This window comes from Alteribacter populi (assembly GCF_002352765.1).
GTDB classification, from domain to species: Bacteria; Bacillota; Bacilli; order Bacillales; family Salisediminibacteriaceae; genus Alteribacter; species Alteribacter populi.
In genome coordinates this window covers 164,714-187,770 of sequence record NZ_KZ293963.1, presented here as the reverse complement: position 1 = coordinate 187,770, position 23,057 = coordinate 164,714, and the positions used below count along the sequence as shown (strand labels likewise).

Below are 23,057 nucleotides of genomic sequence, written 5' to 3'. Positions count from 1 at the left end.
TGTTATTCTCTTCCTTCCATTACAGCCGAACGAAGAATCACCCAATAATCAGGATCTGTTGAAGAAAAGGAAATGCGATCTTGCGATAGAGATAAATTGTCTATTCCTCCGTGTTCAGTCCATGTATGCAAATACCGGACTTCTCCATGAGTCACTGGGTGATCATCTGTGGAGTAGGAAAACTGAATCATTCCGCGGTTTCCATACGTTAGATTGTCTTCACTCGCATTAGGAAAAGAAAGCAGTATCCCATCTTCACTTTCTGCATACTCCTCACTAGTGTATATCGAGTCAGCTCCTTGTAACAGTTGAAGTTCAATCTGTTGGACATCTGCCTTTATTACTTCACCATCGTCATCGTACAAAATCACTTCAATGTAGTCGTCTCCCACTAAACCATCACTAGGCATCGTTTCCCAATCCCAGCCTACTGTACCGTGGTTTTCTTCTTCGTTTAATGTCAAATATAAATCTGTACGTTCATCGAGCTGTTCATTAGGTACTTCATCTGCTTGCAAAATTGAAAAATAACCAAAAGCAAATAATCCAATCATCACTACTAATGGCAACCCGATGACTAATTTATTATGTCCCATAATCCCTCTCCTTTTTTTCAAGATCTCTACATTTCGCGAAATTTTTCTTATATTAGGCTCTTTTATAAAAGGATGTTGCTATTTTACTATTACGAACAACCTTATTTAATTCTCATTATCGATGGCAACGAGCTGCATTTCTTTATTAAAGAAAAAGCGATAAAAAATAACGGTCACAAACATCGCTGCAAGCGAAACAGAAGCAAAAATACTTAAGGAAATGACAATCTGATAACGTATTGCTTCGACTGGAGCGACTCCGCCCAAAATAAGTCCGGTCATCATTCCCGGAAGCTGAACGAGTCCGACAGTCTTTAATCCATCTACGTTTGGAATCATCGCGGCCTTTACGATTTTCCGTATAAGAATCGTCGACGCCTGCCTTGGTCTAGCACCTAAAGCAAGAGCAGCAACAAGCTTTCCTTTCGCTTCCTTAAACTCGCTTTTCATCCTTTCTAAAGCAAGTCCAATCGCAACCATACTATTTCCTATTACCATACCGCTCATTGGAATGACCTGATCAGGTTGGAAACTAATCATATCAAACCCTAACCACATTGCAAGGACAAGGAATTCAATGCCGATGATAACCCCAAAAATCACAGGACGAGCAAATGGAATTCCCACCCCTTTTTTACTCGCATGGAAAGTAGCGACTGTTATCATTACGATGAGCATAAAACTGATTCCGATCATAGGTGGCAGCGAGAATAAGTAAGTTAATACATAGCCAATTAAAAATAACTGGACGACTCCCCGGAACGAAGACCAGGCAATAGATTTACTTAACCCTAAAGCATATATGTAAGATAATGAAACAGGAATGAGCACAAAAAAGATGAGAAGTAACATCGATGTGTTTGAAATTTCCGGCGCCATATTGTCACTCCTTTAAAAAGTACTTCAGCATTTCTGTTTGAGGGTTTTCAAACATGTCTGAGGTTTTCCCCTGCTCCACTATTCTTCCCTCGTCCATAAAGATTGTACGATCACCTAATCTCTTTGCCTGACTTACATCATGAGTAACCATTAACACAGCGTGAACACGCGAAGGAACCAAATTTAATAAAAATTCCTCAATTAATTCCACATTTTTTAAGTCAAGAGCACTTGTAACTTCATCTAGCAGGAGGATGTCCGGCCGGTTGGCTAATGTACGAGCGAAAGCTACTCTCTGCTTTTCACCACCAGATAGTTCTTCTACATCCTTTGTTAAATAAGAAACTGGCAGCTGGACATTTTCAAGCAGCCTTTCACCCATGCCTTCTTCCCATTCACCAAACAAATGGGGCCCATATTTTAAATTATCTTTTACTGTACCGTCAAAAAGGGACGATGATTGAAATACCATCCCAATCGACTTCCTTAGAGCAGTAATATTATAGGCCTTTACGTCTTTTCCCCGATAGTGAATCGTCCCTTCTGAGGGATCGTTCAAGCGGTTTAACAACATGAGTAAACTACTTTTTCCTGCACCCGAAGCTCCGATGAGGGTAATAACTTCCCCCTTTTCTACCTGAAGCGATATGTTTTTTAAAATGTTCGTGGTTACACTTGTCATTTCGATAAGGTTTTTCATAAATGATCACCCAACTTTTATGATTCGTCTATAGTATACCTTGTTCAAGATTGTTGAGCCAATGAGAGAAAGATCAAAGTTCTTCTTCCAAGAAAAGCGCATGGCGATGAAGCTAAATCACCTTTACTCACCTTCTATTAACAGCTAGGTTACATCAACGGAATTCGTGAGCCTCTTTTTGCATGGATAAGCATTTCCATACGATCACCTACGAGGATCCAATCCCCCCCTGGAGAAAGCTGAACCGGCTTTTGCCTTTCAAATTCCTCAAGCTCAGTTTGTTCCCCCGAATCTACATTTACACTTCGTAACATAAAGTAGTCGTCATAGTCATAAACATCCCCCGGTGATTGGGGATGGAAGTAAACGAACTGATCTTCCTGGTGATCAAAATACGGGACCCACCAGTCTTGTGAGTATGTTTGTAAAACTGGGACATCCCAACTGAATTCATGACCTGAACGATCTATGTCATTTATTTTATACTCGGTATAATCAGGGTCCGAACTTTTCTCTCTTAATGTTATGTACTTCCCCTCTGCTAAGCCGAAAAACGTTAATACCTCTTGTTCTAATACATCAGCAACTTCAACATCATCGTCTAGGTGTTGAACATAGACTGGGGCATCAATCCCAAATGAGTAGTCTTCCCAATATAAATAAGCAATACGATCTGCTGATAACCATTGTAGATAGGAAGGAAGCAAGTCGTATTCTTGACGTGAATCTGACTCTACATTTAAGTGATGAACAGTACTTGAGTACTCCTGATCTATAGCTCCAATTAAAAAATCAGATTCCTCGTAAGGGTTCCAGAATAGTTCAAAACCCACCCCGTCATCTATCCACTCCATTAATACATCACCATTTTGATCCAAAATTAGAAGATTTGCTTCTGAATAGATTGGTGATATTTTGAGAGCAAAGTATTTATTATTCGTACTCGGTACAACATCAAGGATCGGCTCCTCTGTTGAGTAAAATAAGGTTTGTTCTCCACTAAACAAGTGATGACGATATAAATTGGATCGGCCATTTTCATCCGTTAAATAAAGGATCTCCTCGTCATCAAACCAACCATTTACCTCTACAAAGCGGTATTCGTCTACATCCAAAGTGTAAATAGCATGTGCCTGTTCTATCGGAGGAAGCTTTTTTAATGCGGTTTGCCGTTCAGGTGCAGACATTTGTAATAAAGAGTCATGATTAGAACACGCCGTTACCAATAATAAAAGCATGAACACACATAGTAAGGTAACTTTCGTTTTTAAGATCAGGTCGCATTCCTCCTCCCTCGTAACCAATGATATTCTTTATCTTTTCGCACCGAGATGAGTAGAAATTTCATCCTCGTTAACTAGCATTAGAAAAAGATTGAAGCGTTTTTCACTTCAATCCTTTTTTAAAAAGATAAACTATAAGCAAAGCTACCTTCACAACCTCGTCTCAAGGAATACCATCCTTGAGACTTAAAACATGCCACTGAAGCTAACACTGTTTCTTAATCAACTCGTCTATCTCCTCATGCTATTTTGTTTTACGAGCCAAGCCGCTCCAATCACACCAGCGTCATTTCCTAAATTAGCAATGCGAAGTGTCGTTTCCTCAGCGATCTTCGGTAATGCAAAACGATTAAAATGTGGATGGAGTGCCTTTAAGAGATATTCTCCAGCTCTTGATACGCCTCCACCGATGACAATCACATTTGGATTTAAGCTGTTCGCCAAATTCCCGATCGCTAGTCCTAATTGGTACATCGCCTCATGGACAACATCTAATGCAATCGTGTCATGTTGTTGAGCAGCATCAAAAACATCTTTAGAGGTGAGTGTTCCTTTTTCATTGAAAAGCGAATAGAGCGCGCCTTCCTTTTGTGTTTGAATTTTTTCCATTGCCAATCTCACAATTCCCGTAGCAGAGCTTACCGTTTCTAAACACCCTGTCTTACCGCAGTTACAAGGGGTGCCACCTTCAGGCACTGAAGTAATGTGACCAATTTCCCCTGCCATGCCATACGCACCGTGAACGACGAGCCCTTCGGAAATAATGCCACCGCCAACTCCTGTACCTAAGGTTACACAAAGCATGTTTTGAGCCCCGTTCCCAGCGCCTTTCCACATTTCGCCGGCTGCAGCCAAGTTCGCGTCATTATCTGCAAAGACTGGAACACTGGTTTCTTTTTCTAATCGTTCTTTTAGCGGATAGTTTTTCCAACCGATGTTGACGGCATGATAAATAAACCCCGTTTCCACTTCAATAAAGCCTGGAGCTCCTACGCCAATCCCTTTCAAAAAGGAAAAATCAGCATCCATCAACTGGAGTGTTTCATGAAGGGTTTGAGCAATATCCTTTGGAATATTATGTCCGGAATCTCGTGTGTCAGTAGGCACTTCCCATTTTTTTACGAAATCACCTTCTTCGGTAAAAATAGCAAGCTTGATCGTCGTTCCCCCGACATCTACTCCTGCTAGCCATGTTGCTTTCGCCATGTTATCGACCTCATTTACTTTAACTTCTTTTTTACATTGGGGTGGTATCAAAGATTTGATTTTCTCTTTTCGAACACCTATCTGATACAATTGTAACATTTTTTCAATCATTCTTATCTATAAATGCGTGTTAAAAAATTAGTTCGTTTTAGCTTTATTCTTTTCATTTAATAAAACTGTTTTAGCCTGAAGGTAGACACCCTTTTCAATCATTCCCATTTGATAAAGCTCTTTTACTTCTTCTTCCATCATCTCAACATCTTGAAAACGATCACCTGTATAGATAACAGTCCCGAACCGTTTAACTAATTGCTGAATCTCGAAATAAGTTTTCATACTGGTCACCCATCTTTCATCATCACCGTTTTATTATACCAGTTTTAACACGGCAATAAAGACAAAGAGAAGGATTGGGACATATTGTACAAGGAAACGGAATGCCATCGTACTCTTTAGTTTCCATGTCACCCAGGCGCTAACCATTATTCCTGCTGCAAATGCAGGTACAAACAATAGGATGGACCAAGCTGAAATTTCCATTGTCCCCATTTCAAGTCCAATAAAGAAAAAGAATACCGCCAATGCTCCCCAATGAGTCACACCTTGAGTCGGGATAAATCCGTACGAAGGGTGATAGATACGAAAAAATAATACAGCTAAAATGATTGCAAGAAAAGAAATTGTTCCTTTTAAAACCGGCGCTGGGAACCAGCCAAACACCCACCCTCCGAGGAGCATTCCTACCCAGACAAAAAAGAAAAATAGCAATCCAGTAATCGTAAAAATAACATTCCAAGCAAAAACAAGCTTTGTCGTAATTAACGCGCCAACCGCTATACCAGCTATTAAAATGAAAAACATAACCATTAATAAATCAAACATTGCACAACCCCCTCACTCCCATTCCTATGAATGTCATAAGAGGTTCAGGACAAGAATTTTATATAAAGTGCGTGTGAGGCGACCGAAATATTTACAACGGGGCACTCCCATAATTGGAATAGCAAACGTGTCGTATATTTAGTTTCTATCATTGTTAGAAATGTAGTATGCAGTGCGCCGCGACAACCATTATACCCTGGCTTTTTCACAGTAAATAATAGATCATTCATGACCTTTCTTGTATGTAAAGGAGATCACTTGCTATACTAAAGTGTAAGAAATTGAGAAACACTGAACAAACTCCTGAAATGAAATGGGGAAATCATATGTCAGAGGAAAAATTAAAAGAAGTTCTTAAACAAGGGATTTATGGTTCACCTGAAATCCGACCAGAAGAACGTAAGCTATTTTTGTCCACTTTACGAGAACGTGTTTATCTTGCAATAACGAACCGGCAAGTTCGGGAGCATGGTATGTATGATCAAGCCACGTCGATGATAAAGAAGAATAGCGATGTTCGAATGTACATAAACGGCGCTTTAAACTACCCTGCATATTCAAACTATGTACAAGAGGCGAATAAACATGGCGTTCCGTTTACGATCATAAACGATGGTAAAGAGTCACCCCTAGGTCTCGTCCTTGCCTCAGAACGAGCAGTCGACCAAGAGGATATTTTTATTGTAGATGACCTGTACGATCGCGATATGAAAACATAATGATCATAGAAAACATAAAAAAGCTGACAGAAGAGAGCTCATTCTCTGCTGTCAGCTTTATTAATATCTTACCTGTCCGGGTCAATCGGATGGATTGCTCTTGGACGGCGGTTTTTAAGGGGCATAGGAGCTCTGATAAATACATCACGCAACCCTCGACCATTAAACGGCATAAATGGCCAAAAATATGGCGTATCAAAAGCCTTCATTGAAGTGATCAGTAAAATAAGCAACACAGTTCCTATCATATAACCGGGGACGTAAAAAAGAGCAGCCAAGATGAGTAAGCCAATTCTCATCAGCCGATTGGCTAAACTTAACTCATAGCTCGGAGTTGCAAACGAGCCAACAGCAGCTATTGCGAGATAAAGAACGACTTCATTTGAAAATAATCCTACTTCAATCGCCACTTCCCCGATTAAGATCGCAGCAACAAGCCCAAGAGCTGTAGCTAAGGCAGCGGGTGTATGAATCGCAGCCATCCTCAGCATTTCAATCCCAACTTCTGCAAGGATAAACTGGGCGATAAGCGGTACTTCTCCCGGTTCATCCATACCGATGTATGAGAGGTTTTCCGGAAGCAAGTCAGGGTTTTGTGCAAACAAAAACCATAAAGGTAATAAAAATACACTTATCCAAACTGCTGCAAAGCGGACTAATCGTAAGGCACTTCCAACCATAGGTTTTTGACGGTACTCTTCTGCATGCTGCAAGTGATGCCAAAACGTCGTTGGAGAAATGATGACACTTGGTGAACTATCAACCATGATCAATACGTGACCCTCGAGTATGTGAGAAGCAGCCACATCCGGTCGTTCTGTATACCTGACAACAGGGTACGGATTACGATGCTGACCGAATAAAAACTCTTCAATTGATTTATCTCCCATCGGTAGACCGTCAGTATCGATTTGTTCTAACGAATCTTTAATGTACTTGATGAGTTTTTTGTCTGCAATATCAGCCACATAAGTGATACAGACGTCCGTGATCGACCTTCTGCCGATGCGCATATATTCATTTCGTAGATTGCGATCACGGACTCTCCGTCGTATAAGTCCGGCGTTAAATACAAGAGTCTCAACAAATCCGTCTTTTGAACCGCGGATCACCTGCTCTGTATCTGGTTCTTCAGGTCCACGAATTTCATATTCACGTGTATCTACCACAATTGCTTCAGACTGACCATCCACAAGCAAAATCGAAGGTCCCGATAAAATTTGAATGAGCGCTTCTTCCAAATCATCGACCGTTTCTAATTCAATATATGGGATCCTGGATTTCATCAAGTGCTTCATAATGTTGCTATGATCTGCACCATCTATATGATTCAACTCTCGCTGAATTTGAGTAATCGCATCATCTTTAGCAAAGGCGTCCACCGTAAATAAAGCCATGTCAATCCCATCATACTCAAGTTCTAAGTATATGAGGTCAAAACTTTTATCTATATCCAATTCCTTTTTCAGATACTCAACATTCTTTTTTAAGTTTGTAGAAATCGGTTGTTTTCTTGGATTGTTCATCAGACCCACTCCTCTAATACTTACATTTTTAGCTATTGAACACCATTCAATGCAAAAACTTAGGAGAAAGTCTTCGATTATTGTTTCTTACACAAAAAGAGGAAAAAACATACGGCTCAAAAAGCACAAACTTATGAAAAATAGCCTATACAAAAGGCACCTGATCCCAACCAGGTGCCCTGCACTTTCAATTAACGATTAACAATCTCATTTTTCAATTCCAAATATTGATCATCATTAGGCTCAAGTTCAATTGCTTGATCGATCGATTCTTCTGCTAGACTGAGCCGATCCGTACGTAAATAAACAAGTGCAAGATTATAGTAAGCTGGAGCAAATTGTGAATCAAGTTCAATTGCAGAGAGAAAATTCTTTTCTGCTACGTCATACTCTTCCATTAATGCATGGGTATTTCCAAGTAAAAAATATGCTTCTTTCATTTCTGCTCCACCTTCAACAGCCATCGTTAAATAACGTTGTGCTTCATCATATTCCTCTTCTTGAAAATATTCTTGACCGATTTGAACGTAAGCTAAATAACCACTTCCATCTTGCGGTTTACCATATCCATATATGAGAAGTGCAGCAATACCTACTGTAGTTATCATAAATGCAAGCAAACGCCTCAGCGACCGAAATGGCGTATTAGGTAAGCTCACAATCGCTGAGGCAAAAAAACCACCGACAAGACCACCAATATGGGCACCGTTATCGATCATTGGTACAAGAAATCCTAAACCTAAATTGATAATAAGAATTACAATGACATTCATTCCCATCGTCCGGAAGAAAAGCCGCTTATGCTTGACACCAAAATAAAGCAAGGCACCAAAACAGCCGAAAATAGCGCCACTGGCTCCTGCTGATACTTGCTCATTAAACGCAAAACTAGCAACCGATCCGACAAGTCCGGCAATAAAATAGATCAATATAAATCGACTTGTGCCATAAATTCGCTCAACAGCACCTCCAAGATAAAACAGTGCTAATGAATTCATAAACAAGTGCAAAAAACCAATATGAAGAAACATCGCAGAAAAGAAGCGCCACCATTCACCTTCATGAATGAGGGGATTAAATTTTGCTCCAAATTCAATAAGTGTTCTCACATCAGTTGAAGATCCTGCGACTTCAATAAGGGCAAACAAACCTAAAATAGCTGTCAGCAAAATAAAAGTAAAGATAGGCTTTCCGTATAAAAACACATTCCGCTCTCGCTCTGTGCGCTTATCTGAAGCTTTCATTACTTGTCCTTTGAGCGTCCTGATCCACTCACCTTCATCACCGACAGTTTCTAATGGAAGAAAACGGGGACTCTCATTAAGACCCCATTCAGTCGCTAATGGAAACATCACCCTTGACAAATTTTCTTCTGTTAATAAAATCGTTCTCATTTGCTGTTTTCCACCGGCTGTTAGAGGCAAAGGCTGGTCGACTAACGATTCCCATGAGTCAACTGGCGGATACATGGTAAGTATTAAATTGACAACGTTCGCCTGACGTAATCCTAGTCGCTTACGTACTTGTTTAGCACGCTGTTCGGTATCTCTGATCTCTTTTCTAAGTTCATTACTCCAATCGAGATCTTTATTTACAAAACGAATGATCTGGTACGGTTCCTTACGGTCATCTTCGAGCCAGGCCTCTCGCCCACTTTTAGGCAAATGGACAACCCGCATCCCTTCTTTAGTTACGAGGTGGTAAAGAACTTCCCAAAACCTCAACTCTTGGGTGCCAGCATTCATTCACATTCCCCCCTCTTTTAACTGTTCCCGTATCGTTTGGGATGCTTCTGAAAATGTTTCGCACACTGCCACCGGTTGATGTTCAGCTCCTCTATTTTCTCCTCTCGTATTTAAAAACAGACTATCCCAACCAGCTCCACTGGCACCTGCTACGTCATGTTTCCATGAATCCCCTACAAATAATTTTGGAGAAGTCAGTGAGAATGTTTTTTCTGCTAAAATAAATATTTCCGGATCAGGTTTTGCAATTCCTGCTTCTTCACTTACAATCATGTTTGATTCAGGTATCCATTGAGTAATACCGAGTTTTCGAAGCTTATTATATTGAGTATCAATTGTTCCGTTTGTAATAATCCCAAGAGTTACGCCTATCTTAGAAAGATACTGCAATAGCTCGTGCAAACCGTCATATGGAACGCTGTATTCATCAACGATATTATAGTACTTTTCATGAAACCAATCCGCTTCTTTTTCAGTAAAAGGGAGATCCATTTCTTTTATCGTCTCCATAAATCGAAGTCGCCGATAATGTTGAGCAGTAACATTCTTATTTTCATAAAGCGCCCAATAACGGTCACTATTCCTTTTAAAAATCGGAAAAAATGTCTCAAAGGAACTACCCGAAACATTTGTCCCTTTATTAATCGTAGCCAATAAAGAGTTATAGCACTCGCTTATCGCTCGTTTGAAAGCTTGTTCGTGACTGAACAAGGTATTATCTAAGTCAAAACAAATACTATTCCATTTCATTTATTGTTCCCCCTTACGTTATTATAGCAAAGGATACTCGCTGCTGACGATAGATCAGACTTGAAGGAGATACTTTTAACAGAGGGTCCTTGAACACCATCGAAGCAGGTGCATATTGGGATTGCTGAATAACTCTAAGAACTCAAATACAAAGGGTGCCGCTTCCATGGCTTCGCTTTCCGCAGGCAACGCTTCAGCCTCCCGTAGCTATTCCCATGTGCATCTCAAAATCAGGCGCAAGGTTTTTGGAAAAAGCAGAGTTATTTCCTTGCAGATTCTCTCCATGAGAAAGAATATACCCTCTTGCCACCCAGGCCTATGCTACTTATTCAGTAGCCTCCATATACTGTATCATTTAGAAACCCGCTATGGGTTTCATAGCGGGCGAGTAGGATCTTTTCCATTTTCTACTATAGAGGCTCTTTAATAAAAGGTGTTGCTATTTGTTTATTGAGCGTTTGGCAAGCATGCTCAATAAACAACAAACTATACAAAAACAAGCTTTATAGAAGACCCATTATTTTTTCAATCGGCTCCTCTAAGGTTGTGCTCTTAATACTGTGTTCATCTCAAAACTTGAGACATCATCCGGTCACGCACAGCAGGAATTCTCAAAACTGATGTGACAGCCAATCGGCGTAACCATGGCCGTTTTAAGAATGCGTTCAGCAGTCTGTAGCGTGTACGAAAAAGAAAAAATGCGCCAACAATAGCGGCGATCATGACCCACGGTCGGTTATCCACGCCCATCCCCCCTTCTGCTTATTAGGATGGGTTTGTTCCAATAACTTATCCTTAAAAAGTGAGAGAGGGAGAAATTCCCACACACTGCTACACTAAGGTTTTTAAGCAAGAGATAAATTTTAGCTTTCTACAATTTTATCAAATATTTTTCAGTGCATCACGCAGCTCGCCTCAAGGGAAGAAAAATTATACACAATCACATACCAATATACTTGGCAAACAAGCTTTTCGCTCGTGTCACATCTTCAGTACCTTGAATAAGGGTTCGGCCGTCCGGGAATAATACAAGGCGCTCTCCATCCTCAATCGTAACCCGAACAAGAAAAGGAGTCTTCTTTACTTCACCCACTGGTTCAAGCCGTTTCGCCCAGTTATGTAAATCAAATGACTGATCCGATTGAATTTGCACCGTATCTCTTCCACAAAGAGTAGAAATTCGTTCTTTCGACGCTTGAGCAGACAAGCTCGGAAATACTTTTTCACCACAGGTAGGGCATTCCGATTTTTTTCGGAGTTTCATATTAAACTGTTCGTTTTTCCATAAATCAAACGACGCGAGCGTTTCTCTAATTTCATCTATGTTCCCGGTTAATATTTTGATTGCTTCCATCGCTTGATAACTCGCCACTAAATCTACAACCGGAGAAAGAACCCCAACGGTATCACACGTTTGTCCAGTACTCGCCCCAGGAGAAACAACACAGCGAAGACAAGGGGAATCTTTTTCAGGTAAAAACGTAGCTTGCATACCTCTGGAACTGACGGCACCGCCATACACGAATGGGATCCCGTGTTTAAAACAGACATCATTTATGAGAAAGCGGGTTTCAAAATTGTCGGTACCATCAACGACGACATCTGCCCCCATTACGAGTTCCTCTGCATTTTCCGCGGTGACATCGGTCACATGACCTGTAATCACAATAGAAGAATTAAACCTTTTAAGCTTCGTTTCCGCCGCGGCAGCTTTAGGCAGCATCGATTCTACATCGGCTTCATCAAACAACATTTGTCGTTGCAGGTTACTTTTTTCTACATAATCCCGATCTGCAAAAGCTACATGACCAACACCCGCTCGAACGAAATGGTTTGCTAGCACAGTGCCTAACGCCCCCATGCCAACGATAAACACTTTCTTTTCTGAAAGGAGCTCTTGACCTTTTTCACCGACAGGTTCAAATAACACCTGTCTTGAGTATCGATTCCAATCATCTCTCATAATATCACCTTCCAAAGCCAAGTTATATAAACGTCAATAACATCCATGTTAGGACTACCGCTGAACCGGTACACAAATGATTTACAGCATCATTATCCAGCCAGGAAATTCCTCTTACACAAACAGTCGGAGTTGAACAATGACGTCTTTTCTCCGTTTTCCTCCCGCAAAGAGGACATTCATAGAGGGGCTGAACGGTCCCTCCGGCTATCGTATCAATAAGCTGTCCCGTAAAACCTAGGACACCAACAGCGACTAGCAGCTCGTACGAGAAAACCTCTGGAGAGAAAGGTATAAAAAGCATTGCCGCCAAAATAATAGTCAAACTCCCTAATATTGCACCCAATGTACCAACAGGTGTGACAGCACCTGACTGTCCTCTCGTAACACGCTGAAAACGAAGGATGTCAACAGGAACTCCTTTACTTAGTCTTCCAAACTCGGAGGCCCATGTATCACTCGTTGCCGCAGCAAACCCACTCAAAAAAGCAACGAGCCATATTGGGTTTCCTGTCAATGTATAAATAAAGGCTGCTAGTGCTGGCCAGCCTCCATTTGCAAGCACCTGTTTATGGTCACGGTGGTTTCCTTTTTCCTCGACTTCATTATCGGGAAATCGCTTATCGAATAGCTTACCGAGAATGGACGAAGATAAAAAGAAAACAGCAAGAATTAACAGACCAAACATTCCTGTACCTAAAACGATCACGAGTGCTACTCCTATCGCTGCAAAAGCGCCCGGTAGCGTTAATGCTCGTTTTTTATAGGCACCTGCAGCTAAGAACAATATCCCTAGGATGGAGAACACACTCACGTCCGAAAGATCCCTTCAGATGTAATAATGATATCGACCGGATAATCATGAGATTCGATCGGGAGTTCTTGCGATAATTGTAAAGGGTGACAGAGAGAGCACGTATCTATCGTGCGGTTTTTGTTAAGAAAACGATCATAATATCCTCCGCCATAACCGATCCTGTACCCTTTTGCGTTAAAAAGGAGTCCCGGTACGAGAAGGAAGTCAAGTTCGTCATCTTTAAGTAGCCGACATTTATTTGGGTCAGGCTCCTTTAAACCATAAAAGCTGTCTTCAAGGTCACTAAGAGAAGCAATTTCATAAAAAGAAAGTGTACGTGTTTGTGGATCACATTTTGGTGCAGCCATCACTTTCCCCATTTCAAATCCTTTCTTTAAAATCGCGTACGTATCGACTTCTCGACCAACAGAAATGGTCACGCCAATCGTTTTAGCTTTTTGCCATTCCTTCAAGGCAAAAAAGTGCTCATGGATTTTCCCTACATTTAATGTAAGAACCTCTTGCTCGACTGCATTCAAGCGTTCCTTTACATTCGCTCGCAATTCCCCTTTTCGCTCCTTCTGTCCCATACCATCGCCTCCTAAGGTAAAGATGGGGTCAGTCCCCTAGTGAAATATGTATAAGAAAAACCGCATAGCAGTCTTTTATTAAGGCTGTTTAATGTTTGTTGCTTTTTGAGCATTTTTTCAAGTCAAATGGTGTTACGGAAAAATGAATTTGTCCTCCACTAGCGTTTGACTTCAAAAAGCTGTCATTTTATAGTCTCTTACCTTATTAAAAAAAGCGACCTTTAAATAAGTCGCTTTTTCCCACATTACTTCGTCTCTTTGTGCAAAGTGTGACGCTTAAGGCGTGGGCTGTATTTCTTCATTTCGATACGATCTGGATTATTACGTTTATTTTTAGTCGTAATGTAGTTTCTGTCACCAGTTTCAGTGCAAGCTAAAGTTACTTGTACGCGCATGATATCTCCCTCCAAACCTCTAATCTTTACTCATACTTTTAAAATATAGCAAAAACGAGAGAGACAATCAAGTGTTAAAGTACTTTCAATCGCGTACAATATGTGGATCTGATGCTTGATAGGACCCTAGTAAAGAGTGATATTGAGCATGAGCATCTTCTAACCAAAGCAAATCTCCATTTTTCATTTCCCATTCATAAAAATATCCTGATTGACCTGGTGTAAGACTGATCTGGTACTTAAGGCTCCATCCGTGGCTAAATTGGACAATTGGTTGCATATGATGGAGCTCTATATCTTCACCACCATTTCTTTCAGCAGCAAGTGTCGTTGAATAGGAACATGAGGAACCTTGACTTGTAAGCCCGCCAAATAATGAATAGCAGTTTTTATCATGCACAATAAGGGATTCCTGACTTGGTGAATAATAAACAATTTCAACTCCCCTCTCAATCATTTCATATTGGATTTTAAAATTTACCTTCAGCTCCTCAGTTGAATCATTGTAGATCAGTAATTTATTAATGGTTCGATCCTGACTTTTCATTGGTAAATGAACCCATTTCCATTGAACATTTGCAGTTTGACCTTCTTTATATCGGAGCGGTGTATGGGAAGAATCGTCGTAAATAATGGCTTGATTTTGTTCTCCCACTGATAGACCACTTCGCTTTTTCCAAGATGAAATTCGTTCCGCTGTTTGTTTTAGAGTCACTGCTTCTCCCTCCCTTTACCTTCTTAAATTCATTAGCATCGCTTGTCTAATTTTATCTTACTCCTAGCTGACTATCAGAACAAGAAGTCAAAATTATCAAAAAATGTCGTACCTGCTTGCTAACTATAGACATCAACGATTATTTTTTTCAGACTTCCCTTTATTTTATGTTCTTTGTAAGCCAAATAAAAAAAAACGACATAATCCCCTTAAAAAGGATGGTTTTTTTACGAATAATATGTAATGAGTTCATCTCCATTCGACAAAATTATGGAAGTTATGAATCCGACTAGGAAGAAAGCTGAAAATATGGTATAACATAAGTCGTACAAGACGACTAAAGGAGGAAGACAATTGGGTTGGATCATCGTTACAATGTTTGGGTTAAGTGCTTTTTTGTTCATTTTATCATTTGCAAAGAAGGACCCAAGCAAAGAATTAGAAAAACAAATTGAAAACTTTTCTATTAGTTTGATGCAAGAAATCTATCAGGTTAAGAAAAAGATGAAAGTGATGGAAGAAGAGTTTGTGATTGGAGCTAAAGAAGTTTCAGCAGAAAGAGAATCATCACAAGAACTTACAAGAGATGACGTTCTCGCTCTTTATGAGGAAGGGTATAGCGTTGAAGATATCGCAGCTAGAACAGAACGGTCAACAAATGAAATCGACGAATTACTGGCTAATGGAGCTCGTTAAGGAGGTAAGGATGTGTTAACAAAAACAGGATTACGTGGAACTGCAGCTGGAGTGTTTATTGCGACCACTGTGTTTGCAGGCTTCCTTTACACATCAGACGATCAAGAACTAGCGGCACAATCTTCAAGTAACGTGAGTGAAGAAGATGCTATCGAGACACTCGAGACCGCACAATACATTATATTAACGGAAAATCAATATAGCGAGATGGAAAGTCACCAAAATAGCTTGCAATCAAAAATAGAAGAGCTCGAGCAGTTTCAAGATGCTTATGAAGAACAAGATCGTAGTGAGGAAGAAGACAGAGATGAAGAGACTTCAGGCGATGACACGATAGTCTATCAAACATCCCTTGTCGTACAATCAGGAATGACGTTCGGAGATATCGCCAGTCTTTTAGAACGGTCTCAAGTCATCAACAACCGTGATACTTTCAATGATTACGTGAGCGATAATAATGTAGAAATGGATCTTCGACAAGGAGAGTTTATCTTTGATAGTACGATGAGTATTGAAGACATCGTTTCTGAATTAACATCATAAAGAGGGTCTCAAAAGGTTCGTTTTTTACCTTTTGAGGCACTCTTTTTTTATGGTCATTCCACATCCACACTTCATGATAAAAAACTCCCCCACCTAACGGTAGATTTTTTACGATTATTACCTCTTAAGAAAAACCGCATAGCGTTAGCTTCTGCCGTATGTATTAAGGATGCTTTACTCTTGAATCGAGCGCTGTCTAACAGATAAAGGACTGCCTCCAGATGGAGACAGTCCTTTCACTTAATGTACACTATTCTTCTTCACTCTCAGTGTTGTCAACACCAGCCATATCTTCATCTTCAAAAATTTCATTTCCACTTGGACGGCCCTCTTTAAGATCAAAATAAGCTTCTAAAATTTCAACGCCAATGCGGTTGGCAATCCCGCCCGCATCCCTAATTGCTACACCGGGTACAACAATCGAAAACGCTACCTCAGGGTTATCATACGGTGCGTAGCCAACTAAGGTCTGGTTGTTTCCATCTTGGCCGTTGACTTTCACTTGAGCGGTTCCTGTTTTTCCAGCTGCTTCAAAGTCAAGGTTATTAAAATATTGTCTTGCTGTACCTTGACTTCCATTCATTACACGATGGAACCCTTGTTGAACACGCTGGATATCTTGATCGCTCATGTCTATCCGGTTGAGTACTTTCGGTTCCATTTGTTTAGACAATGAACCTAATTCGTGCTTATTTTTTCCTGGGTCACGAATTTCTGTCACGAGTCGCGGGGCTACTCGGTAGCCGTCATTGGCAATCGTTGATACATATTGAGCCAGCTGCATTGGTGTGTACGTATCAAACTGACCAAATGTTAAGTAAAGCATATTACCCGGGGAACCGTAACCGCCATCCACTCCGATAAATTCATTCGGCAAGTCAATTCCTGTTTCCACACCTAAACCAAACTGAGAATAATAATACCTAAGAGTATCGTACGCTGCATGGTAATTACCCCAGTTAGTACCGGAAATACCCGGTATATAATTAATTAACCGCATTCCGACTTCAGCCATATAGATATTCGAAGAGCGTTCCAACGCTTGAAGGTCATTGATTCTCCCTAACGCCTGGTGGGAACGAATTGCTGGTGTGGCTGGAAGATCGAGAGTGCGATCAATAATTTGTTCTCCGTGATTAAATACTCCCGTCTCATAACCCGCTAAAACGGTTGCCCCCTTCATAGAGGAACCGACTTCATAGGCACTCGTAAATGTACCTAGGTCACTGTTTAACCCTGCCATGGAAAGGACATCACCAGTATTTGGATCCATCATTACAACATAAGCATCTTCTTCTGCTAAGAAGTGCCGGGCAGAGCTTGAAATTTCATTTTCAATAATCTCTTCTACCCGCTGTTGAAGCTCCATATCAATACTTAAAATAAGGTCATTTCCACGGCTTCCTAGTTTTTCCTCAGGGTTACGGAGAAACTCCCCAGATCTGTTCATATGATTTTCTAGGCTACCGTTACGACCACGAAGGACATTTTCATACTGTGACTCTAAATAACTAGTACCAACCTCTTCATTTCGCGTATAACCATTGGCTAAAAATTGTTCGATATGATCTCGCGGAATTGAGCCAACTTCACCAAAGACACCGCGCAAACTACCTTCATATGGATATTTTCGTTCAGAATCACGAACAATGTCCACACCAGGAAGGTGCTCCATTTGTTCCATAATTTCAGCTGCCGCATCGTATTCAATTCCACGAAGGACTTTGTGCGGTAAATGGTTATATCCAGCATTGAATTCACGCCAAATAGCGAAAACTTCATGACCTTCTTCAGTTATTAGATCAAGGTGATCGTCCGTAATCCGGTCAAGCCTTTCAGCATAGGCTTCTTCCTCATCTAGATCTAGCTCTCTTTGCTCTTCCAAGGATAAAACTTCAACCGTTTCACCAACACTTAGTAAATCTAGCATTTCATTTTCTTCCTGATTGATTAACAGCCAGAAATCTTTTTGGTCACGTTCATTTATCCGGTCCGGTTCTACTGTAATATACTCGTTTAATTCCCTTGCTACTTCCAGCATTTCTTTTGTGGAAGTTCGTCTGTTTGTATAGGTCACTGTCATTTGTAATTCATTATCGACCACTACATTACCATACCTATCGTAAATTAATCCTCGCGGCGCCTCCACTGGTGAACTAATATTGACAGTCCTCTCAAGCTGTTCTTGATACTCTTCCCCTTGAACAATTTGCACAACACCCAAGCGTAAAATCAACGCTGAAAACAAGACAAATACAACAAAGAAAAGAATGTTTAATCTAACTGGCACATGTGCCTTTTGTTTTTTTTCTCCCATTGCCATTTCCTTTCCCTTAAGAAAAGCGCAAGGCGCCTGCGTACCCGAAAAAATTCAAATGTTCTGTCCGATAAAAAGTGCTTTTTACTTTTAATCGGGGGATTATTTGACACGAGCCGATGCGACTTCCGCTAGACATTGAAACGTAGATTTTTATACTTCCTGATCTCTCAAGAAAAACCGCACAGCAGTTTTTGTTAAAAAATTACATAAAGAAAACTTGGCTTTCCGCCAAGTTTGGTAGCGGTTTTTATAAAGTTGCCGCTTAAGTATTTTACTAATGGATTTTAAAACTATATTTAAAATAGACAGAAGACACCCTCTATTTAAGGTGCCTGTAAAAAACGGTTGCCCGCGAATGCGGTTATCTTCTAAAACTTCACGAACCCGCGCTTAGGCAGGTGGGTGCTCGCAGAAACATTTCCAACTTCCTTAAAAAGGCGTGTTGTCCGTGTTCCAATTTGAAGCTCCCGTGTGAATTGGTGTTCGGTTCGAATTAGCTCGAAGTTCACCAACACCGCAGGCGCTCTTAAATTTTAACTTTATTATAGCATATTCGTGCTCTTTTTCAATACCTTGTTTTAGTCCTAAAGATACAAATCCTACTTTTTTTTCAGAACAGAATAACTTTCTTTTTCTTCAACATGAGGCAAATGAATACCTTTAACGATCCAATATATTACCGTATGACCCAGTCCTAGAACTAATAAGATAATTGGAATCCCTTTCTCTTCCCCAAGTACTAACACTGAGATAATAAATAATACCACAGATGTCACACGACCAAAGTTTAAAAAGAGTTCTCTTACAACGATGTATTCAACGCGCATCTCGGCCGCTTTCCATCCACTTCCAATCACATCGTAGGTTAACGAAACGTACGGAACAAGGAGGAGAGGGTAAGCAATGGAAACGGTAACACCGTATAGTAGGAGTTTCGTAAAATTGAGGTCAAAAATGATGAAAAATATCGCTCCATACAAAATAATGCCACCAATTAGAATAGCTTTCTTTCGATAGCTGGGCTTAATAAAACGCCCAACCAGATAATAACAGACAAAAGCTACAGCCGAAGCTACAAGCCCGTAGGTACCTATAGCTAGTTCACTCCCTGTTGCTACATAAATCCAAACGACGATCACAAAAATGAACGTTCCTTCTCTAATACCCTGGAAAAAGTGGGCACGGCAAATTGCCCGCCAATTGTCATCATCCTTTCGTAAATTCCAAATACCCTTTAAGTGGAAAGACCCTTTAGCCGAACGTCGATTAAGAAAGAAACTAAGGACAACAGCAAGGAGAAAAACTCCTAAAGATATCGCAAAAATCACTTTGTAGCCAGTCAATTTTTCCATATGTGTAATGATAAATCCCGCAAAAATCGGACCAATCATCCCAGCAAATGATGTAAGTATTCCTAAAAAGCCATTAAAAAAATCACGAGTTTCTGGTTCAGTGATTTCAAATGTAAGAACATTAAAGGATAGCCAGTAAAATCCATACCCAATCCCAAGCAATGCTCCTAATATCAAAAGATATTCCCCTGCATTTTCACCCATAACTAAAACAGTCGTAAAAAACACACTTAAAAACGTCACACCTAAGCGAAGAACAATAATACGGTCTATTTTCTTCGCCCAACGTCCCGCTAATAAAAAAGTGATCGGCTGTAATACTACAATGGCTAAATTATATAAGGCAATATCGATGAACTGACCTGACTGCTTCCACAAATAAACATTTACAAACGTATTTGACAGCGCTATCCCGAGCGAATAAAGCCCACCAATAATCAGAAGTAAACTTAAGTCTTTATTCAATTCGATATCACCAACAAGTGTCTGGAGGAATCGTTTCATAGCAGAACTCTCCTTATGTAGTCACGTCAATTAGTGTGCCAAAACCCCAAAAGGATATGCGCCTAAAATCAGGAAGGGGACTGTCCCCCGAACAATTGTGTAAAAGCGCAATTCAGTATTGACTTTTTGAACTGCTCCGACCCAACTTTTCCCCATCACAAAAAGAGAGCCTGCAAGGATGTCCCTGCCGGCTCTCTTTATTTTTTGCTTCTTACAATATTGTACAATTTTATTTTGCTTCAGCGTAACGCTTTGCAACTTCGTCCCAGTTAATTACGTTAAAGAATGCATCAACGTAGTCAGGACGTTTATTTTGATATTTCAAGTAGTAAGCGTGCTCCCAAACGTCTACACCAAGGATGCCAGTTTTGCCTTCCATGATTGGAGTATCTTGGTTCGGTGTACTTGTAATTTCAAGGTTGCCGTTATTTACAGCAAGCCAAGCCCAGCCAGAACCAAAGCGAGTAAGTGCAGCATTTTTGAAGTCTTCTTTGAACTTGTCAAAGCTTCCGAAGGCACTATTGATGGCGTCAGCTAATTCTCCTGTTGGGGCACCGCCGCCGTTTGGAGACATGATTTGCCAGAATAACGTGTGGTTGTAGTGTCCGCCACCATTGTTACGAACAGCTCCGCGAACGTCTTGAGGCAATGCTTCCAAGTTTGTTAGAAGATCTTCTAAGCTTTTGCTTTGAAGGTCGGAATGTCCCTCTAACGCACCGTTTAATTTCGTTACGTACGTGTTATGGTGCTTTCCGTGGTGAATCTTCATTGTTTCTTCATCGATGTGTGGTGTTAAAGCGTCGTGTGAATAAGGTAGTTCTGGAAGTGTGAATGCCATCTTAAATCTCCTCCTTAGAAAATATGTAATCTGAGTTATGTGAATGAGACTAATAATATAACCTCATTATCACCATGAGCCTTACGTCCGCATAAAACGTGCAGCATTTCAATAAGACCAATCTAACAAGTCCTACGATTTTACATTATCAGATATACCCTCGGGTTTCAAATAATAAACATCGAACGAAGATGCTAGCTGCACCTTTATTTAATTCGCTAAAAACAAGTAAATTCCTTTTTATTAGTCATAGTCATTTTTTACTTCCATATATTTAGGACAAGACCTGCTGATCGTAGAAAGGAGCCTGCTTATGAACTGGTTTGAAGCGCTGATTATCGGTCTTGTCCAAGGGATTAGTGAATTTTTACCGATTTCCAGCTCTGCCCACCTATTAATTGTTGAAAAATTGCTTGGTATTTCTTATCAAGACCCCACTCTGACCTTAGAAGTGTGGCTTCATTTCTCATCTCTTTTAGCTGTTATTGTTTATTTCCGAAAAGAATTGCTCGCACTAATAAAAAATGCATGGGACTATCTCTATAAACGCAACGTAAAAGGAAAAAATGACTTTCGCTTTATCATTCTTCTACTCATCTCCACTGTCATCACCTTTATTGTAGGTAAGATGTTGGAAAGTACATTGGGAGAAGGATTGACGAGCTTTTCCCTTATTGCTGTAGCGCTGATCATCACAGGGATTTTTCTCATCTTCATCGAACACGGTGGCTTTCAGGAACGAAAAGAACGCGGCGACATCTCATATAAAGATGCAATCTGGATCGGCATCGCCCAAGCAATTGCCATAATTCCCGGTATCTCAAGAGCCGGAAGTACACTCGTCGGTGCGATGATGCTCGGGTTAAAAAAAGAAGAAGCACTCCGGTACTCCTTCTTACTCTCGATCCCCATTATAAGCGGACTTACATTGCTAAAGCTCACTTCAATCAGTACGCTGTATGATACAAATTCAATAAGCTTAACATTCGCTTTCATCAGTTCATTTCTGTTTGCTTTAGTTGGAATTCGCTGGTTAATTAGCATGGTAAGAAACACAAAGCTCTCGTATTTTGCCATCTATTGTATTGTCCTGGGCATTTTCGTTTGGTTTTTCTATGGACATGAACCGGTATCACTAGCTATGCCAGTGGCACAAACTTTAATCTCGGGTTAAACATCTGATTGGCACTCTTTAATTGAAACCTGCCATTCCGATAATCAATAATCATTTCCCGGTCAAAAAACACCTTCATTTGAGGATTGAATATATATAAAACCCTTTCATGATTTGAATGAAGGGTTTCGTACTTAGCAGGAACCTGATCCCTTTGCATAAGACGCGCTACCCCACTGACAACACAGCCACAGCCATCTGTATCATGCTCAATTTCAATAATTGTACCTTCAATTTCACACTTAGTTATTCGACTATTTATTTGCTCTTGAGCTTCAGTTGTGACAGATACATTCATTCTATCATCACCCCTTTTAGTGGATGTCCAAAAATCCCGAAAAAAAAAGCTATCGACGTTTTGTGGCTAGCTCAAACATCCTCTAGTCTGCATTCCTTCTACTTGAATATCGATTTTCAACAGAATTCTACTATACAATGCGAGTTACCTTCAAAAGCAAATAGCAACAACCTTTTATAAAAGAGTCAAAGTAAAAAACGATTTACATGTTCTCATTATGAACACATAAATCGTTGATTGTAAGTATGGCGGAGGAAGAGGGATTCGAACCCCCGCGGGCCGTGAAGCCCCTGTCGGTTTTCAAGACCGATCCCTTCAGCCGGACTTGGGTATTCCTCCATATGCATTAGCGTTCCTATTAAAAGGAAATCTATGTATCCAGTTGTATGGTGGACCCTGTAGGACTCGAACCTACGACCGGACGGTTATGAGCCGTCTGCTCTAACCAACTGAGCTAAGGGTCCTCGAATTATGGTAGCGGCGGAGGGGATCGAACCCCCGACCTCACGGGTATGAACCGTACGCTCTAGCCAGCTGAGCTACACCGCCGTATTTGTACTTTAAACTAGCGCTAGCGTTAAGCAACG

Annotated in this window: 24 protein-coding genes, 3 tRNA genes and 1 other RNA gene; 4 read left to right on the top strand and 24 right to left on the bottom strand. The window is 40.5% G+C overall.

Annotated elements, in window-relative coordinates; all coding sequences use genetic code 11:
• Window positions 1–2 precede the first annotated feature (2 nt).
• The 7 genes from CDZ94_RS00920 to CDZ94_RS00890 all read right to left on the bottom strand — a co-directional run bounded on the left by CDZ94_RS00920 (window position 3) and on the right by CDZ94_RS00890 (window position 5,546).
• Entirely contained in the window at window positions 3–596 is a 594-nt protein-coding gene (locus CDZ94_RS00920) for a hypothetical protein (RefSeq protein WP_096434674.1), read from the bottom strand.
• Between the two features lie 105 nt (window positions 597–701).
• Window positions 702–1,475, bottom strand: coding sequence for an ABC transporter permease (locus CDZ94_RS00915; RefSeq protein WP_096434673.1), 774 nt, complete (start codon window positions 1,473–1,475; stop codon window positions 702–704).
• 4 nt (window positions 1,476–1,479) lie between these two features.
• Window positions 1,480–2,175, bottom strand: coding sequence for an ABC transporter ATP-binding protein (locus tag CDZ94_RS00910; protein ID WP_096434672.1), 696 nt, complete (start codon window positions 2,173–2,175; stop codon window positions 1,480–1,482).
• 149 nt (window positions 2,176–2,324) lie between these two features.
• Window positions 2,325–3,413, bottom strand: a complete 1,089-nt coding sequence (locus tag CDZ94_RS00905; RefSeq protein ID WP_157911685.1) for a YqgU-like beta propeller domain-containing protein — start codon at window positions 3,411–3,413, stop codon at window positions 2,325–2,327.
• Window positions 3,414–3,689: 276 nt separating this feature from the next.
• A complete protein-coding gene (locus tag CDZ94_RS00900; protein ID WP_096434670.1) occupies window positions 3,690–4,664 on the bottom strand; it encodes an ROK family glucokinase in 975 nt (324 codons plus the stop codon).
• A gap of 138 nt (window positions 4,665–4,802) precedes the next feature.
• Window positions 4,803–5,000: a YqgQ family protein gene (locus CDZ94_RS00895; RefSeq protein WP_096434669.1), complete on the bottom strand. Its 198-nt coding sequence runs from the start codon at window positions 4,998–5,000 to the stop codon at window positions 4,803–4,805.
• Window positions 5,001–5,033: 33 nt separating this feature from the next.
• Entirely contained in the window at window positions 5,034–5,546 is a 513-nt protein-coding gene (locus CDZ94_RS00890; RefSeq protein ID WP_096434668.1) for a hypothetical protein, read from the bottom strand.
• Between the two features lie 326 nt (window positions 5,547–5,872).
• Here CDZ94_RS00890 and CDZ94_RS00885 point away from each other — a divergent pair, with 326 nt between their 5' ends.
• Window positions 5,873–6,265, top strand: coding sequence for a YueI family protein (locus tag CDZ94_RS00885; protein WP_157812010.1), 393 nt, complete (start codon window positions 5,873–5,875; stop codon window positions 6,263–6,265).
• Window positions 6,266–6,333: 68 nt separating this feature from the next.
• Here CDZ94_RS00885 and CDZ94_RS00880 read toward each other — a convergent pair whose 3' ends face one another.
• The 9 genes from CDZ94_RS00880 to CDZ94_RS00840 form a co-directional block, all read right to left on the bottom strand.
• Window positions 6,334–7,791, bottom strand: a complete 1,458-nt coding sequence (locus CDZ94_RS00880; RefSeq protein WP_096434666.1) for a spore germination protein — start codon at window positions 7,789–7,791, stop codon at window positions 6,334–6,336.
• A gap of 191 nt (window positions 7,792–7,982) precedes the next feature.
• Window positions 7,983–9,536 (bottom strand): rhomboid family intramembrane serine protease, encoded by a 1,554-nt coding sequence (locus CDZ94_RS00875; RefSeq protein ID WP_096434665.1) that lies wholly within the window; start codon window positions 9,534–9,536, stop codon window positions 7,983–7,985.
• The gene (locus CDZ94_RS00870; RefSeq protein ID WP_096434664.1) at window positions 9,537–10,286 is read right to left on the bottom strand and encodes an HAD family hydrolase; all 750 of its coding nucleotides are present in this window, start codon (window positions 10,284–10,286) and stop codon (window positions 9,537–9,539) included. It abuts the gene before it with no gap.
• Between the two features lie 564 nt (window positions 10,287–10,850).
• Complete coding sequence (locus CDZ94_RS00865; RefSeq protein WP_096434663.1) at window positions 10,851–11,030, bottom strand: hypothetical protein; 180 nt, start codon at window positions 11,028–11,030, stop codon at window positions 10,851–10,853.
• 196 nt (window positions 11,031–11,226) lie between these two features.
• Window positions 11,227–12,249 (bottom strand): ThiF family adenylyltransferase, encoded by a 1,023-nt coding sequence (locus CDZ94_RS00860; protein WP_096434662.1) that lies wholly within the window; start codon window positions 12,247–12,249, stop codon window positions 11,227–11,229.
• A 22-nt stretch (window positions 12,250–12,271) separates the two neighbouring features.
• The gene (locus tag CDZ94_RS00855) at window positions 12,272–13,063 is read right to left on the bottom strand and encodes a DUF92 domain-containing protein (RefSeq protein WP_096434661.1); all 792 of its coding nucleotides are present in this window, start codon (window positions 13,061–13,063) and stop codon (window positions 12,272–12,274) included.
• Window positions 13,060–13,635 carry a 5-formyltetrahydrofolate cyclo-ligase gene (locus tag CDZ94_RS00850; protein ID WP_096434660.1) on the bottom strand — a complete coding sequence of 192 codons (576 nt, stop codon included), beginning with the start codon at window positions 13,633–13,635 and terminating at the stop codon, window positions 13,060–13,062. Before CDZ94_RS00850 ends, CDZ94_RS00855 begins: the two co-directional genes overlap by 4 nt.
• Window positions 13,636–13,880: 245 nt before the next feature.
• Window positions 13,881–14,030 (bottom strand): 50S ribosomal protein L33, encoded by a 150-nt coding sequence (rpmG, locus tag CDZ94_RS00845; protein WP_096434659.1) that lies wholly within the window; start codon window positions 14,028–14,030, stop codon window positions 13,881–13,883.
• Between the two features lie 85 nt (window positions 14,031–14,115).
• Window positions 14,116–14,745: a hypothetical protein gene (locus CDZ94_RS00840; protein WP_096434658.1), complete on the bottom strand. Its 630-nt coding sequence runs from the start codon at window positions 14,743–14,745 to the stop codon at window positions 14,116–14,118.
• Window positions 14,746–15,099: 354 nt separating this feature from the next.
• Here CDZ94_RS00840 and CDZ94_RS00835 point away from each other — a divergent pair, with 354 nt between their 5' ends.
• Window positions 15,100–15,441 carry a hypothetical protein gene (locus CDZ94_RS00835; RefSeq protein ID WP_096434657.1) on the top strand — a complete coding sequence of 114 codons (342 nt, stop codon included), beginning with the start codon at window positions 15,100–15,102 and terminating at the stop codon, window positions 15,439–15,441.
• 12 nt (window positions 15,442–15,453) lie between these two features.
• Window positions 15,454–15,984 (top strand): endolytic transglycosylase MltG, encoded by a 531-nt coding sequence (locus CDZ94_RS00830; RefSeq protein WP_096434656.1) that lies wholly within the window; start codon window positions 15,454–15,456, stop codon window positions 15,982–15,984.
• Window positions 15,985–16,234: 250 nt separating this feature from the next.
• Here the strand turns inward: CDZ94_RS00830 and CDZ94_RS00825 are convergent, their stop codons facing one another.
• The 4 genes from CDZ94_RS00825 to CDZ94_RS00810 all read right to left on the bottom strand — a co-directional run bounded on the left by CDZ94_RS00825 (window position 16,235) and on the right by CDZ94_RS00810 (window position 20,998).
• On the bottom strand, window positions 16,235–18,301 hold the full coding sequence (locus CDZ94_RS00825; RefSeq protein ID WP_245415692.1) for a penicillin-binding transpeptidase domain-containing protein: 2,067 nt from the start codon (window positions 18,299–18,301) through the stop codon (window positions 16,235–16,237).
• A 345-nt stretch (window positions 18,302–18,646) separates the two neighbouring features.
• A non-coding RNA gene (gene ssrS, locus CDZ94_RS00820) (6S RNA) lies at window positions 18,647–18,830 on the bottom strand.
• A gap of 73 nt (window positions 18,831–18,903) precedes the next feature.
• The gene (locus tag CDZ94_RS00815; protein ID WP_096434654.1) at window positions 18,904–20,160 is read right to left on the bottom strand and encodes an MFS transporter; all 1,257 of its coding nucleotides are present in this window, start codon (window positions 20,158–20,160) and stop codon (window positions 18,904–18,906) included.
• Between the two features lie 229 nt (window positions 20,161–20,389).
• Window positions 20,390–20,998, bottom strand: a complete 609-nt coding sequence (locus CDZ94_RS00810) for a superoxide dismutase (RefSeq protein WP_096434653.1) — start codon at window positions 20,996–20,998, stop codon at window positions 20,390–20,392.
• Between the two features lie 313 nt (window positions 20,999–21,311).
• Between CDZ94_RS00810 and CDZ94_RS00805 the strand changes: the two genes are divergently transcribed.
• Window positions 21,312–22,172, top strand: coding sequence for an undecaprenyl-diphosphate phosphatase (locus CDZ94_RS00805; protein WP_096434652.1), 861 nt, complete (start codon window positions 21,312–21,314; stop codon window positions 22,170–22,172).
• Here CDZ94_RS00805 and CDZ94_RS00800 read toward each other — a convergent pair.
• The 4 genes from CDZ94_RS00800 to CDZ94_RS00785 all read right to left on the bottom strand — a co-directional run bounded on the left by CDZ94_RS00800 (window position 22,138) and on the right by CDZ94_RS00785 (window position 23,019).
• Window positions 22,138–22,470 carry an iron-sulfur cluster biosynthesis family protein gene (locus tag CDZ94_RS00800; RefSeq protein ID WP_096434651.1) on the bottom strand — a complete coding sequence of 111 codons (333 nt, stop codon included), beginning with the start codon at window positions 22,468–22,470 and terminating at the stop codon, window positions 22,138–22,140. The two genes, CDZ94_RS00805 and CDZ94_RS00800, sit on opposite strands and share 35 nt — an antisense overlap.
• Window positions 22,471–22,716: 246 nt before the next feature.
• A tRNA-Ser gene (locus tag CDZ94_RS00795) sits at window positions 22,717–22,809 on the bottom strand.
• A 48-nt stretch (window positions 22,810–22,857) separates the two neighbouring features.
• A tRNA-Ile gene (locus CDZ94_RS00790) sits at window positions 22,858–22,934 on the bottom strand.
• Window positions 22,935–22,942: 8 nt separating this feature from the next.
• A tRNA-Met gene (locus tag CDZ94_RS00785) sits at window positions 22,943–23,019 on the bottom strand.
• Window positions 23,020–23,057: the final 38 nt, after the last annotated feature.